General features: G+C 69.1%; 15 protein-coding genes. 5 read left to right on the top strand and 10 right to left on the bottom strand.

What is annotated here, in order from left to right:
- Positions 1 to 120: 120 nt before the first annotated feature.
- On the bottom strand, positions 121 to 567 hold the full coding sequence (locus tag ACQFZP_RS06065) for a MarR family winged helix-turn-helix transcriptional regulator (protein ID WP_211890618.1): 447 nt from the start codon (positions 565 to 567) through the stop codon (positions 121 to 123).
- Positions 568 to 688: 121 nt separating this feature from the next.
- Here ACQFZP_RS06065 and ACQFZP_RS06060 point away from each other — a divergent pair, with 121 nt between their 5' ends.
- The 4 genes from ACQFZP_RS06060 (at position 689) to ACQFZP_RS06045 (ending at position 4,201) form a co-directional block, all read left to right on the top strand.
- Positions 689 to 1,906, top strand: coding sequence for an MFS transporter (locus tag ACQFZP_RS06060; RefSeq protein ID WP_211890617.1), 1,218 nt, complete (start codon positions 689 to 691; stop codon positions 1,904 to 1,906).
- Between the two features lie 122 nt (positions 1,907 to 2,028).
- Positions 2,029 to 3,285: an alpha/beta fold hydrolase gene (locus ACQFZP_RS06055; RefSeq protein WP_249312225.1), complete on the top strand. Its 1,257-nt coding sequence runs from the start codon at positions 2,029 to 2,031 to the stop codon at positions 3,283 to 3,285.
- Between the two features lie 47 nt (positions 3,286 to 3,332).
- Positions 3,333 to 3,758, top strand: a complete 426-nt coding sequence (locus ACQFZP_RS06050) for a hypothetical protein (RefSeq protein ID WP_104311705.1) — start codon at positions 3,333 to 3,335, stop codon at positions 3,756 to 3,758.
- 161 nt (positions 3,759 to 3,919) lie between these two features.
- A complete protein-coding gene (locus ACQFZP_RS06045; protein WP_211890616.1) occupies positions 3,920 to 4,201 on the top strand; it encodes a hypothetical protein in 282 nt (93 codons plus the stop codon).
- Between the two features lie 171 nt (positions 4,202 to 4,372).
- Here ACQFZP_RS06045 and ACQFZP_RS06040 read toward each other — a convergent pair whose 3' ends face one another.
- Positions 4,373 to 4,618, bottom strand: a complete 246-nt coding sequence (locus ACQFZP_RS06040; protein WP_179556911.1) for a hypothetical protein — start codon at positions 4,616 to 4,618, stop codon at positions 4,373 to 4,375.
- Positions 4,619 to 4,978: 360 nt separating this feature from the next.
- Between ACQFZP_RS06040 and ACQFZP_RS06035 the strand changes: the two genes are divergently transcribed.
- Entirely contained in the window at positions 4,979 to 5,497 is a 519-nt protein-coding gene (locus ACQFZP_RS06035; RefSeq protein ID WP_211890615.1) for an SRPBCC domain-containing protein, read from the top strand.
- Positions 5,498 to 5,558: 61 nt separating this feature from the next.
- Here ACQFZP_RS06035 and ACQFZP_RS06030 read toward each other — a convergent pair whose 3' ends face one another.
- The 8 genes from ACQFZP_RS06030 to ACQFZP_RS05995 form a co-directional block, all read right to left on the bottom strand.
- Positions 5,559 to 6,308, bottom strand: coding sequence for an SGNH/GDSL hydrolase family protein (locus tag ACQFZP_RS06030; RefSeq protein ID WP_104311709.1), 750 nt, complete (start codon positions 6,306 to 6,308; stop codon positions 5,559 to 5,561).
- 36 nt (positions 6,309 to 6,344) lie between these two features.
- Positions 6,345 to 6,533, bottom strand: coding sequence for a hypothetical protein (locus ACQFZP_RS06025; protein ID WP_104311710.1), 189 nt, complete (start codon positions 6,531 to 6,533; stop codon positions 6,345 to 6,347).
- Positions 6,530 to 7,252 (bottom strand): DsbA family oxidoreductase, encoded by a 723-nt coding sequence (locus ACQFZP_RS06020; RefSeq protein ID WP_307852759.1) that lies wholly within the window; start codon positions 7,250 to 7,252, stop codon positions 6,530 to 6,532. The genes ACQFZP_RS06025 and ACQFZP_RS06020 overlap by 4 nt, the downstream gene beginning before the upstream one ends.
- A 200-nt stretch (positions 7,253 to 7,452) precedes the next feature.
- A complete protein-coding gene (locus ACQFZP_RS06015) occupies positions 7,453 to 8,934 on the bottom strand; it encodes an HNH endonuclease signature motif containing protein (protein ID WP_211890614.1) in 1,482 nt (493 codons plus the stop codon).
- Between the two features lie 197 nt (positions 8,935 to 9,131).
- Positions 9,132 to 10,436, bottom strand: a complete 1,305-nt coding sequence (locus tag ACQFZP_RS06010; protein ID WP_179556908.1) for a Y-family DNA polymerase — start codon at positions 10,434 to 10,436, stop codon at positions 9,132 to 9,134.
- The gene (locus ACQFZP_RS06005) at positions 10,429 to 10,890 is read right to left on the bottom strand and encodes a LexA family protein (protein WP_104311715.1); all 462 of its coding nucleotides are present in this window, start codon (positions 10,888 to 10,890) and stop codon (positions 10,429 to 10,431) included. Before ACQFZP_RS06005 ends, ACQFZP_RS06010 begins: the two co-directional genes overlap by 8 nt.
- Before the next feature lie 54 nt (positions 10,891 to 10,944).
- Positions 10,945 to 11,805 (bottom strand): ABC transporter ATP-binding protein, encoded by an 861-nt coding sequence (locus ACQFZP_RS06000; protein ID WP_211890613.1) that lies wholly within the window; start codon positions 11,803 to 11,805, stop codon positions 10,945 to 10,947.
- Complete coding sequence (locus tag ACQFZP_RS05995) at positions 11,802 to 12,860, bottom strand: FecCD family ABC transporter permease (protein ID WP_249312223.1); 1,059 nt, start codon at positions 12,858 to 12,860, stop codon at positions 11,802 to 11,804. Before ACQFZP_RS05995 ends, ACQFZP_RS06000 begins: the two co-directional genes overlap by 4 nt.
- Between the last annotated feature and the right edge of the window lie 18 nt (positions 12,861 to 12,878).

Below are 12,878 nucleotides of genomic sequence, written 5' to 3'. Positions count from 1 at the left end.
CACTCCGGCGCTGCGCGGCGACGGCGCCCCTGTTCAGCGCCCGGTCGCAGCCTCGGTTCCGGGCCCGTGGTCCGAGGCCTGGTGTCGAGCCCCGGCCGTTGGTCCCTTCGGCGGGAGTGGCTACACGAGGGTGTCGACGTGGAGGGCTCCGACGAGTGGTGCGAGCTCAGGCACCTTCGCCGCCTCGGACAAGGACTGCTCGAGCACTGAATCGTGCGTGGGACGTGCACGCTCGAGGAGGTCGCGGCCGAGCGGCGTCAGTTCCGTGTAGATGCCACGTCGGTCGTCGTCGCACAGGATGCGCGTCAGCAGCTTCCGGTCTTCCAAGCGGGTCACGAGGCGAGTGGTCGCGCTGCTCGAGAGTGCGGCGGCTCGGGCGAGCTGACGCATCCGCATGTGCCATCCGTCCTGGCGGCTCAGGGCGTCGAGGACGGTGAACTCGACGACCGAGAGCTTGTGCTCGCGTTGCAGGGAGCGCTCGAGCTCCATCTCGATGAGTCCGTGGAGGGCCGCGAGCGTGCGCCAGCCTCTGGCGCGGATCTCCACGGCGTCGTCGGCGATTCCCATGTGCCCTCCTCAGGTGCGTGGCTGCCAATACTACTCCACTTGCGCGGATATAGCGCGTGTGCAACGATCATCTTCGTTGCGTGTGCAACTACTGCACGCGCCGTATATCGCTGGAGGAAACATGCCAATCGCGCTCTTCGCGCTCGCACTCGGCGGGTTCGGAATCGGTCTGACCGAGTTCGTCATCATGGGGCTGCTCCCCGAGGTCGCTGCCGACTTCGCCGTCTCGGAGGCTGTCGCCGGCGCCCTGATCTCCGGCTACGCCTTGGCGGTGGCAGTCGGCGCGATCGGACTCACGGTCGCTCTCACCCGCTTGGACCGCAAGAAGGCGCTGGTGGGGCTCATGATCATCTTCATCGCGGGCAACGTGCTCTCGGCGCTGGCACCCAGCTACGAGGTGATGATGCTCGGGCGCATCGTCGCGGCCCTCAGCCACGGCGCCTTCTTCGGGATCGGCGCGGTCGTCGCCGCGAACCTGGTTCCCGCGAACCGGAAGGCGGCGGCCATCTCGCTGATGTTCGCGGGTCTCACGGTCGCCAACGTGCTCGGCGTGCCGATCGGGACGTTCATCGGGCAGGCCACTGGGTGGCGTTCGACGTTCTGGGTGATCGCGTCGATCGGCGTCGTCGCTCTCGTCGGCATGGCGGTGCTGATCCCCGCGTCCGCCGGGCGCAGCGGCGGCGGCAGCGTCCTCGCCGAGTTCCGCATCTTCCGCTCCGGGCAGGTCTGGGCCTCGGCGGCCATCACGGTGCTCGGCTACGGCGGCATGTTCGGGGCGTTCAGCTACATCGCCTTCACGCTGACCGGGGTGTCCGGGTTCGCCGCGTCCACCGTGCCCTGGCTCCTGGTGCTCTTCGGCGTCGGTCTCTTCGTCGGCAACATCGTCGGCGGCAGGGCCGCCGACCGGAACCTTGGGCGCACCCTGCTGGTCCTGCTGGTCGGACTCATCGTGATCCTCGTCGCGTTTGCGCTGCTCGCGTCGAGCCAGGTCGCGACGCTGGTGCTGCTCGTCCTCATGGGCGGCTTCGGGTTCGCGACGGTCCCCGGACTGCAGATGCGCATCATGAACTTCGCTGGTGACGCCCCGACGCTCGCCTCCGGCGCGAACATCGCCGCCTTCAACGTCGGGAACGCGTTCGGCGCGTGGATCGGCGGGCTGACCATCGCTGCCGGGCTCGGCTACGCTTCGCCGCTCTGGGCCGGCGCCGCGGTGACGCTTGCCGGGCTCGCCGCGCTGGTGATCGCCGGCGTCATGCCCGGCGGTGAACTCCGACGCGGTTCGCGAGGGGGAGAGGCTCCGCGCGAGCAACCGGCGCCCGCGTCAGCACGTGCTGCTTGACCGCCTGCCTGGGCGGGCCGACACTGATCTCGTAGCCTCGAATCCCCGCAGGCTGCGTCGAAGCTCGCCTCAGGAAGCAGTTGAGGCCGGAGCAGTTCAGAAGAGGACCGCCAGTGGCCGAGATGCCAGCGAACCCGCCAGAGGTATCCCCGCGTCGAGCGACCGGTCCGCGCCCGCCCCAGCTGAGTGGGGCTCGGACCCGGAAGCGAGCTCTGAAGCGTGCTGCCGCGTTCGTCCTGACCGGGGCGCTCGCTCTCGTCGCGATCATCGTGGGCGCCGAGGTGCTGCGTGTGAGCGGTGACACGATCGAGCAGGGTGAGCTTGCCGCGTTCTACGAGCTGCCGGGCGGGGACGCGCCGAGCGAGCCTGGCACCCTCGTGCGGAGCGAGCAGCTCCTCGGCACACCCCTCGGCTCGCAGGCGTGGCGCATCATGTACTCGTCGACCGATCTCAACGGCTCGCCGGTGCTGGTCACGGGCGTTGTCGTCGTCCCGGATGGGGAGGCGCCCGCCGGGGGCCGCACGGTGCTCGCCTGGGGGCACCCCACGACCGGCACCGACCCGTCGTGCGCTCCCTCACGCGCGTTCGATCCGTTCCTCGGAATCGAGGGGATGCGGCTCATGCTCGACCGCGGCTATGCGGTCGTCGCGACCGACTATCTCGGGATGGGCGTTGTGACCGCCGACGGCAAGCAGGCCGAGCGGGATTCGTACCTCGTGGGAGAGACGGCGGCCAGAAGCGTGCTGGACGCGGTGCGCGCGGCGCAGCAGATCGAAGCAGCAGAGGCCGGGACCGAGGTTGTGCTCTGGGGGCACTCGCAGGGCGGCCAGGCTGTGCTGTTCGCGGCCCAGGAAGCGCCGAGCTACGCGCCCGAGCTCAAGGTCGTGGCGGTTGCGGCGGCGGCACCCGCCGCGGACCTGACGAAACTCATGGGCTCTCACCTCGACGACATCTCGGGCGTGACGATCGGCTCGTACGCGTTCCCGGCTTTCGCCGAGGTCTACGCGGACGTGCCGGGGGCGGAGCTCGCGGGCATCCTCACTCCACCTGCCATCGCGAAGGTCGCGCAGATGAACTCGCTGTGCCTGCTCACGAGCCTCACCGAACTGCACGACATCGGGCAGCCGCTCGTCGGTGACTTCACGCTGCACGACCCGACCACGGTCGAGCCTTGGGCGACGCTCCTTGCAGAGAACTCGGCCGGGGCGAAGGCGTTCGAGGCGCCGCTCTTCGTCGCGCAGGGGAGCGCGGACGAGCTGGTGCTGCCCGCCGATACCTCGGCGTTCGTCGCCCACGAGGAATCCATCGGGGTCGACGTCCATGCCGTGACCGTGCCAGGCGCGAGCCACGGCACGATCGCCTATGAAGCGCTTCCCTAGCTGGAACGCTGGCTCGAACAGCACGTCCCCGACAACGGAGGCTCCTGATGTCCAAGACCCGTCGCGCCGCATCCACTGGCCTCGCGGTGCTACTGAGTGCCGGGGCGGTTGCCGCCTTGAGCGGATGCTCGCCGCAAGCGGACGCGCCCCTCACGCGGGCGGTCGCCACGTTCCAGGTCGTCGATCAGAGCTTCAAGGTCGAGCTCGCAACCCCGGAGCTCGTCGAGCACGCGCAGAAGCTCCTCGACGGCGAGGACGTGTCGTCGATCCCTCTGGGTACCGTCGTCCGCGGCGACGCGTCCGTCAACGAACCGTGGACGTGGCACATCGACCCGGCAACGCTCGAGTTCGCAGACTTCACGACGGAGGTCTGCGACGGTCTTCCCGAGTACGTCGAGGACGGAACCGTCACGAGCGACGTGTACTGCCCGTGGTCGGCGAAGATCACTGCGATCGAGCCGCTCGCGGACTAGCTTCGGCCGGAGCCGGTGCCGGTGCGGGTGATAGCGCTGGTGCTGGTGCCTGGTGCTGGTGCTGCTGCTGGTGCCTGGTGCTGGATGCGGGTGGGCGTGCGAGCGCTGGTGCGGATGCGGAGCGACTGCTCGACTCGCGTGCATCCGGTTCGGAGCCTCGAGTGCTTCTCTGGGATGAGTCGGGCGACAGTCAGTCGCCCGCGGGATCCGAGCGCAGTGAGGCGGCGACGATCATGGGTGAAGACAGCATCGAAGAGGGAGTTCCCGAGGGCGAGGAGCGCTGGAGAGACGAGGGCGGTTCTGGTGAGAGCACGCACTTTCGCGCGCACGGCTGGCGGCCTGACCCGGTGCTGCCGGGACAGGCGCGTCCGGAGGTGGCGGGCCCGGCCGTTGCGCCGACGACGGTCGCAGTGGCCGACGGCGACGACCCGGGGGAGAGCTGAGCGGCCGTCTCGGTCTCAACCTGACGCCGAGTTCTAGCCCCTGGTACAGCTGTAGCCGCAGCCTGGAAATGGGCTGCGGCTACTTGCTGTCGGCGACGGCGTTGACTCCACGGCGGCGGCTCCCGTTCAAGGGGCCGTTGCGCCGGAAGCTCTACCCAGCAGTTCGCCTAGCTATCCGGCAGTGCGCGTGCCAACGGCGCTGCGTCGACCCGCGCGGCGGCGACGGGGCCGCGCCGCCGCGACGTCGGACTGGTCGTGCTCGAGCGGGAACAGGGCTGCGGCCAGTGCCTCCTGGGCCTCGTCGAGCGTCCCGAAGTCGCCGATGCTCTGGCCTTGAGGGCCCTGCAGCGTGTGCAGACCGGTGTCTGCGATCGTGATGAAGCCAGCGAACTCGTCGCTGATGGTTGCCGCGTACACATCGTCGTCGGCTTGTCGCCAGGAGACTCGAGGTGCGGGCAGAGTGAATGGTAGTGCGAGTGTGATGCGATTCTTCGTTTCGTTGCGGCGCAGCCCGCCTGCGTTGGCGGGGCGCGGTATTTCAAGCATGTGTGCGCCCGGGTGGGCGCGTGCTGGTCAGCCGTGTGCTCTCGTGGAGAGCGTCTTCGCGAGCAGCGTCTGCTGTTGAGTGGAACGGCGTCTCGGACTTGGGTCCTGGTGGCCACGGATCCGGTGGCGCGGATGGCGACTGGCAAGATCTGGAATGTCCGCGAGAAGCGGGGTGATCATGCGTCGACTCCACGACTATACGGCACAAAGCCTGAGTGAGAGGGTTTTCTTATGAGCGATGACACGAAGAGCAGCGTCGGCGAGGATGGCGGCGCGAGCGAGAGCGGTGAGTTGACGGAGCTTGGTTTCACGGTTTCGGGCTTCATCTCGAAGCCGGTGCGTGAGGTCTACGAGGCGGTCGCCGACCCCTCCGTCCTCTCCGAGTACTTCACGACGGGAGGTGCGAAGGGGCGGTTGGAGGCCGGAGCGGAGGTGCAGTGGGACTTCGCGGACTTCCCTGGGGCGTTCCCCGTCGACGTCATCGAGGCGGTTGCACCGAGCCGCATCGTCGTCCGGTGGGAGGCCGATGAGGACAGCGCGAGGCAAGGCTTCACGACGACGACGTTCGAGTTCGATCCTGTTGACGACGGATCCCGCACGAGGGTGCGCATCAGCGAGGCGGCCTGGCGCCTGAGCGATGCCGGTGCGAAGGCTGCGTTTGGCAACTCGATGGGGTGGACGGGCATGCTCGCGGCCATGAAGGTGTGGCTCGAGCACGGTATTCGTCTCCGCGAAGGGTTCTACAGGTAACTGGCCAAGCCCGGGTCTCCCTGACCGGCGCTGCGGCCTTCGGGGTCGTGGTGTCGGCTGCCTACTCGGTGATGACGCGTTCGAGCGTCGGGTACTTGGCCGTCCGGGTGTCGCCCGACGATTTCCCGGTGAGGCGCCGGCCGATCCATGGGAGGACGTATTCGCGCCAGTACGCGGAGTTGCGGGGGCGCTGGATGCTCGGGGCGCGGGGGCCGAAGTCCGGCGCGGGAACGTCGAGGGCGGCGAGCACGTTGGCCGCCACTCGTTGATGCCCGCTGACGCCCATGTGGAGGCGGTCCCGCGACCAGTAGTCGAGGTGCGTGAGCTCGGGGTCTGCCCAGTTGTCGACGAAGGTGAGGCCCGGCTGGGCGGGGATCTTCGCGTGGACGGCGGCCGCGAGGGCGTCGCCGCGGGCGCTGATGCGCTTGCCCATGGGCAGGTGGTCGGAGGGGTTGGCGCCCGAGAGGAGGATCACGTGGATGCCCGCGTCGAGGGCCTGCTTGGCGCCGTCGACGAGGCGCTGGGCGACGGCGTCGATGGAGACGCGCGGCCGCAGGATGTCGTTGCCGCCGCCGTTGAGGCTCAGGAGCTGTGGCTTGAGCGCGATGGCGGCGGGAAGCTGCTCTTCGAGGATCGCGTCGAGCAGACGACCGCGGATCGCGAGGTTGGCGTAGCTGACCGGTTCCGCCGACGAGACGGCGAGGCCCTGCGCGACCAGGTCGGCCCACCCACGGACGCGTCCATCCGGCAGCTCGTCGCCGACACCCTCGGTGAAGCTGTCTCCGACGGCCGCGAAACTCGTGAATCCCATGCGGGAGAGTCCATCACACCGGAGGCGAGGTGACGTTCAGATGAGGCAGGAGTCGCCCTCGCAGGCTGTGCCCGCGACGCCGAGCATCGTGAAGCCACCGGCGGCCGGCGCGACCCCGTCGGCCGGGGCCGCTGCGCCTGCTCCTGGCAGCTCCTCGAGCGTCGTGGTCGTAGTCGTGCTGGTGTCGCTCGTGCTGGTGTCGCTCATGCCGGTCTCGGCGTTCATGCGTTCGCCTCGTCGCGGTCGCTCGTGACCTTGGCGAGGACCTCCGCGAAGGTTGCTGCTTCCTGCGCGCCGGAGACGCCGTACTTGCCGTCGATGACGAAGAACGGCACGCCCTGGATGCCGTAGGCCTGCGCCTGCTGCTGGTCGGCGAGCACGTCGTCGTGGTGCACACGCTCCTCCAGAGCGTGGACGGCCGCGGCCCGGTCGAGTCCGAGCTCGTCGGCCAGGTCGGCGAGCACGGCGATATCGCTGAGGTCCTGCCCTTCGACGAAGTACGCCTTGAGGAGTTGCTCCTTTGCCTCGAGCTGGCGGCCGTTCGCCTTGGCGAAATGGATGAGCTCGTGGGCGCGCACAGTGTTCACGTGCTGCACGGAGTCGAAGTCGTAGTCGAGGCCGACGTCTTTCGCGATGCCGGTCACACGGTCGAGCATCTGCTCCACCTGCACGAGGGGGAGTCCCTTGCGCTCGGCGAGGTACTCGGTCGTCGACCCGTGGAAGTCGATGGGCGTATCGGGGGAGAGCTCGTAGCTGTGGTACTCGACCTCCACGGCCGGGGCGTCGCCCGACGCGGAGAACTGCTCGATGCCGCTCTCCAGCTTCCGCTTCCCGATGTAGCACCAAGGGCACGCGATGTCCGACCAGATGTCGATGCGGATCGGTGCCTGCTCTGGGCTGGCTTGCGGAGAGGTCTGGGGTGCGTTCTGCGCTGCTGTCGTCACACGCACTGCAACCGGGCCCGCTCCGCGGCTATTCCCGGCTGCGTTCGCAGCTGTTCCGGGCCCCCTTCGCAGATACCCCCACTCGGCTGCCCGTACCGGGCAGGAACCATCTCGCCATGCTCTCTCGCAACCGGCGAGCCTAGAAAGGCGGTGGTTTTGGAGCGTGTTGGCGCGGAGGCGGGTCATCTCCTGGCGGGTGGTCATCCGTCGTCGTAGTCGCCGTCGCTGATGCTGCTCCGGGCGTTGGGCTCCCCGAAGCCATCCGTGGGAGCTCGCCGCTTGGTCTGAAGATCACGTCGTAGGGTTCGGGTCGGTCGATGTAGATCTTCCCGCTGGGTGTGGTCCATTCGAGGACGCCGCCGCCGAGTTGTCGGACTTCCCAGGCGGTGTGGTGTTTCACGATGTGGTGCGAGGCAGAAGTCGCTGAGGTTCCAGACGGCGGTCTCGCCGCCGTATTGGTGGTCCTTGGTGTGGTCGAGTTCGCATCTGGCTGCGGGTTGTCGGCAGCCGATGAAGCGGCAGTGGATGTCGCGGGCTTGGAGGAACGCCCGCATCGCCGTGGTCGGCTTGTACGAGTCGACGGCCTGCACTGGGCCCGTCACGGGGTGCGTGAGCACGCGGATGAAGGCTGGGGCGGTGGCGGCGAGGCGTTTCGCCTCCTCGAGCGGCATGGGGGACATGCCATCGAGCAGCGCCGGGGCAAGGCCCGTGCTGCCTGGGCCGCCGGTGTTGGGGCCGGCCAGCATCGTCGTCGCGGGGATGCTGATGTGCGCGATGGCTTGGATGCCCTTCGCGAGGCTCGCCGCCATGGGGTCGCTCGTGAGGAGCATGTCCGCGATGACGTCCGACATGACCTGATCGAGGGTGCGCTCATCGGGCGCGAGCGCCGTGCTGTCTCCACCGCTCGCCGCGTTCGACGGGTTCGCGTTCGCGTCGGCTGCTGCGCCCGCTCCGGTTGCCGCCTGCGAGCCGGGCTTGGGGCGGGCCTTGATGATCGCCTTCCCCTGCTTCCGTGCCCGGTCCAGGACCGCGTTCGCGACGAACGAGCTCATCAGCACGCAGAGCACGCTCATGCCGTCGCCGAGATCCTCGACCGTCGCGCGGCGGCGCTTCTTCGCTCGCTCGTAGCGCTCGTCGATGGACTCCCCGGTGAGCTCCTCCGCGACCCGCTCGGCCGCCTTCTGCAACGCTCTCGGCGGCAACGGCTCCACCCGCACCCGCTCCAGCATGACCTGCAGGAATTCCGCGCGCCGCGCGGACTGCTCGGCGGGGTCCGCATGGTTCACCTTCAACCCGACACTCGCGAGCGTGGTCACCTGCGCGGGAGTCGCTAGGTTCTCCTCGAGCGCGAGGGCCAGTGCCGGGAACTCGCGTAACGTCACCGACGCGAACGCGAGGTGCCCCTGCGCGGTGCCAGCGGCGAGCTTCACGAGCAGCCCCACCTCGTTCGCGATCGACCTCACGTGCATCGCCGACTCCGCGCATCCCTCAGCGACATCGAGTGCGTGCCCGAACTCGTACGCCGCCGCGTGCGCCCGCAACTGCAGCGCGGTGCCAGCCGCCAGCATCGCCGCAGCCGCCTCCTCCAGAGCCAGAACCTCCGACCGCCGCGCCGCGACCGACCCCGGATCCGAGGGATCGAACCCCCGGTCCGGAACGTGGCCATCGCGGTGCTGCTGCATGCCCCCAACCCTACGGAGCACCACCGACATTCTGCGGGTTCGTGGATAACTTCCTCACCCGTGAGTTGCTCTCTACGGGCTCACGCGCTGGCTATCACCTGATCTGGACGCGACTTCAGCGAGCTGTGTTCGTTTGTATGCCACGAAGGCGAGCAGTTCAAGCAAGTGAACTTGCTGTAACTCCGGGGTCCCCGCACTCACTCCGCCTTGACGACGGCCAGCTCATCCCAGTGCGTCGTGGCGCGCGGCGAGATCATCTCGCGACGCATCGTCCAGCTGCGTCCACCTCGAAGACCGGCGACGCCGAGGCCAAGCGACTCCTGCCCGAACTTCGCGGCGACGGCGTCGAGGGCTTCTCCCACGCGCCGGTCCTCGCTGCGCTCGCCGAAGATGTCGAGCGCGGCGTACGAGTCGCGAGCGACGAACTCGAACAGCGAGACGCCCACGCGCACGTACTTCAGGTCGCTGCGCAGCTGCGGGCCCAGGGCCGTGGCGGCCGCCCGGAACAGCACCACCGGGTCGTCCGTCGGCTCGGGGAAGGCGACGGACACGGCATGCGACTCGTGCCCCTCGCGGAAGGGGGAGGTGGCCGCGTAGCAGCTCATCGCCCGGGCCAGCGAGCCCTGGGACCGCAGGCGGGCTGAGGCGCGCTGCGTGTACACGGAGAGCACCTCCTCGAGTTCCTGCACCGTCGAGATGGGCACGGCGAACGATCTCGAGAACTGGATCTGCTCGCGTTCCGACGGCACCTCATCCATGGGGAGGCAGTCGATGCCGCGGAGCTCCTGCACGACACGCTCCTGCACGACCCCGTAGCGTCGCCGGATCGCGGTCGGCGACGATTCGCGGAGGTCGAGGGCGGTGCGGATGCCGAGTCCCACGTACTTCGCGGCCATCTTGCGGCCGACGCCCCACACATCGCCGACGTCGATCGTGCCGAGGATGCCGCTCAGCTGCTCCCGACCGTAGGCGTCGAGGTGGCAGACCCCGCCGAGCGACGGCTCGGACTTGGAGCCGCGGTTCGCGAGCTTGGCGAGCGTCTTGCTCGGCGCGATGCCGATGCTGACGGGGATGCCGATGAGCTTGCGCATGGCGACCCTGATCTCGCGCGCGACGGCGAGCGCCTCCGCGCGGCTGCCCGGAAGGCGGATGAAGCTCTCGTCGATCGAGTAGACCTCCTGCGACGGCGTGTACCGGCCGAGGAGCTCGATTGTGCGCGCGTTGATGTCGCCGTAGAGCTCGTAGTTGCTCGAGCGGGCGACGACGCCCTTCATCGCGGCCTCCGGCGCGATGGCCTGCCAGGGGGCGCCCATCGGGATTCCCGCGGCCTTCGCTTCCTCTGAGCGCGCGATCACGCATCCGTCGTTGTTGGAGAGCACGACGATGGGCGTGCCCTCGAGGCTCGGGTCGAAGATGCGCTCGCAGGATGCGTAGAAGTTGTTGGCGTCGACGATCGCGATCGATGACTGTGGCGCGTCGCGAGTCTGGCTCGCCTCAGACACGGTGCAGGCACCTCGTGACGACGCCCCACACGGTGAGCTCGCTGAGCTCTTCGAGCACGATGTCGGCGTAGGCGGGGTTCTCGGGCACCAGCCGTACGCGGCCGTGGTCGAATCGAAGGCGCTTGACGGTGAGCTCGCCATCGACGACGGCGATGACGACGTTGCCGTCGTGCGGTTCGAGCGATCGGTCGACGATGATCTCGTCGCCGTCGAAGATGCCGGCCCCGATCATGCTGTCACCGCTGACGCGCACGATGAAGGTCGCAGCGGGATCGTTGATGAGGTGCCGGTTGAGGTCGACGGGGCCCGAGTAGTAGCCCTGCGCGGGAGATGGGAAGCCGGCGGGCACGGCCTCCTCGGCACGTTCCGCGAGCGGCGCCCGCGACTCCGAGCTGCTCGCGCCCTCAGCGGGCAGCGAGACGGAGGCGAGGACTTCGACGCCTGCATCGCTCATGCGCCGCCTCCTGTCCTTCGTCCGGCAGGCGGGCCCGGTGCCGGCGCGCGTGCATTACACGGTTGTGCGAGCACCAATTGTCGCGGATGAACCTTCGGAGTGCGTGACGGATGCGCCCGGCGCGTGGTGTCGTCCGATCGGCACCATGAGGGGCCGGCCGGAGACGGGGTCCTCGACGACGAGGCTCTCGAGGCCGAACACGGCGCGAACGGTGTCGACCGTGAGGACGTCACCGGGCCGACCGGCCGCGTGGAGTCCGCCGTCGGCGAGCGCGATGAGGTGGTCGGCGTAGCGTGCGGCCAGGTTGAGGTCGTGCAGCACCATGACGATGGTGGTGCCCCGCGAGCGGTTCAGATCGGTGAGCAGGTCGAGCACCTCGACCTGGTGGCTGACGTCGAGGAAGGTCGTCGGCTCGTCGAGCAGCAGGAGGTCGGTCTGCTGGGCGAGCGCCATCGCGATCCACACACGCTGGCGCTGCCCGCCGGAGAGCTCGTCGACGTGCCGGTCGGCGAGTGCCGTCGTCTCGGTCGCCTCGAGGGCAGCGGCGACGGCGAGGTCGTCGTCGTGGCTCCACCTGGAGAGGAGGTTCTGGTGCGGGTGGCGGCCGCGGCCCACGAGGTCGGCGACCGTGATGCCCTCCGGGGCGATCGGCGACTGCGGCAGGAGCCCGAGTATCCGTGCCAGCTGCTTCGCCGGCGTCTTGTGCACTTCCTTGCCGTCGAGGAGCACGTGCCCGTCTCGCGGCGAGAGGAGCCGCGACATGGAGCGCAGCAGCGTCGACTTGCCGCACGCGTTCGCGCCGACGATGGCCGTGACCTTGCCTGGCGGCACGAGGAGGTCGAGCTCATCGATGACGACTCGGTCGCCGTAGCCGAGGGTGAGCTTTTCGACGAGGAGGGTGTGGTCTGCGGTCATAGTGAACCTCCCGCGCGGTTCGTGCGGATGATCAGGTAAATGAGGAACGGTGCGCCGAGCACGCCGGTCACGACGCCGACGGGGTAGCGGGTGCCGAGGAGGAACTGGCCGACGAGGTCGGCGACGAGCACCAGCAGCGCGCCGACGAGCCCGGCGGGGATGAGGAGCGACCCGCCCCCGCCGAAGAGGCGCGCGGCGATGGGGCCGGCCAGGAAGGCGACGAACGCGATGGGGCCGGCAGCGGCCGTCGCGAACGACAGCACGCCGACCGCGGTGACGATGACGACGAGCCTCGTGCGGTTGACGCGCACCCCGAGGGCGGCCGCCGTATCGTCGCCGAGCTGCGTCGCGGCGAGGCTGCGGCTCTGCGCGAGGAGGATGGGCACGAGCACGACGATCGCTATGGCCACCGGTGTGATGGCGTTCCAGGATGCGCCGTTCAGGCTGCCGTTGAGCCAGCGCAGCGCCTCCTGCAGATCCCACTGCGCGGCCTGCGAGAGCACGTAGTTGGTGATGCTGTCGAGCATGGCCGCGATGCCGATGCCGATGAGGATGAGCCTCGTGCCGGTGACGCCGCCCTTGAAGGACAGCACGTAGATGAGGATCGCGACGCCGAGCCCGACGAAGATCGCGAAGAACGACACCTCGCTCGCGCCGAGCGACAGGGTGATGATGCCGAACGCGGCCGCAGCGCTCGCGCCGGAGGAGATGCCGATGATGTCGGGGCTCGCGAGCGGGTTGCGCAGCATGGTCTGGAAGGTGACGCCGGCGAGCCCGAACGAGAGGCCGGCGAGGATCGCGAGCACGGCGCGGGGGAGCCGGAGGCGCCCGATCGTGAAGGTCGCGCCCTGCACGTCCTGGCCCAGGATGACGGCGACGACCTGGTCGATGCCGTAGAACGTCTGCCCGTACATGAGCGAGAACACGAAGACGGCTGCGATGAGCGTGACCAGCACGAGCATGAGCAGGCGGCGGCGCGCCGCGCGTCGGCCGCGGCTGGCGGCGACGGCGCGGGCTGTCGCCTTGATCGCCGAATTCGGCGAGGACGGTGCCAGGGACTTCGGGGACGAGGC

Source organism: Pseudoclavibacter sp. Marseille-Q434 (genome assembly GCF_050315415.1).
GTDB lineage: Bacteria > Actinomycetota > Actinomycetes > Actinomycetales > Microbacteriaceae > Pseudoclavibacter.
Note: the sequence above shows the minus strand (reverse complement) of the source record. Positions and strands in the feature narration are given on the sequence as shown.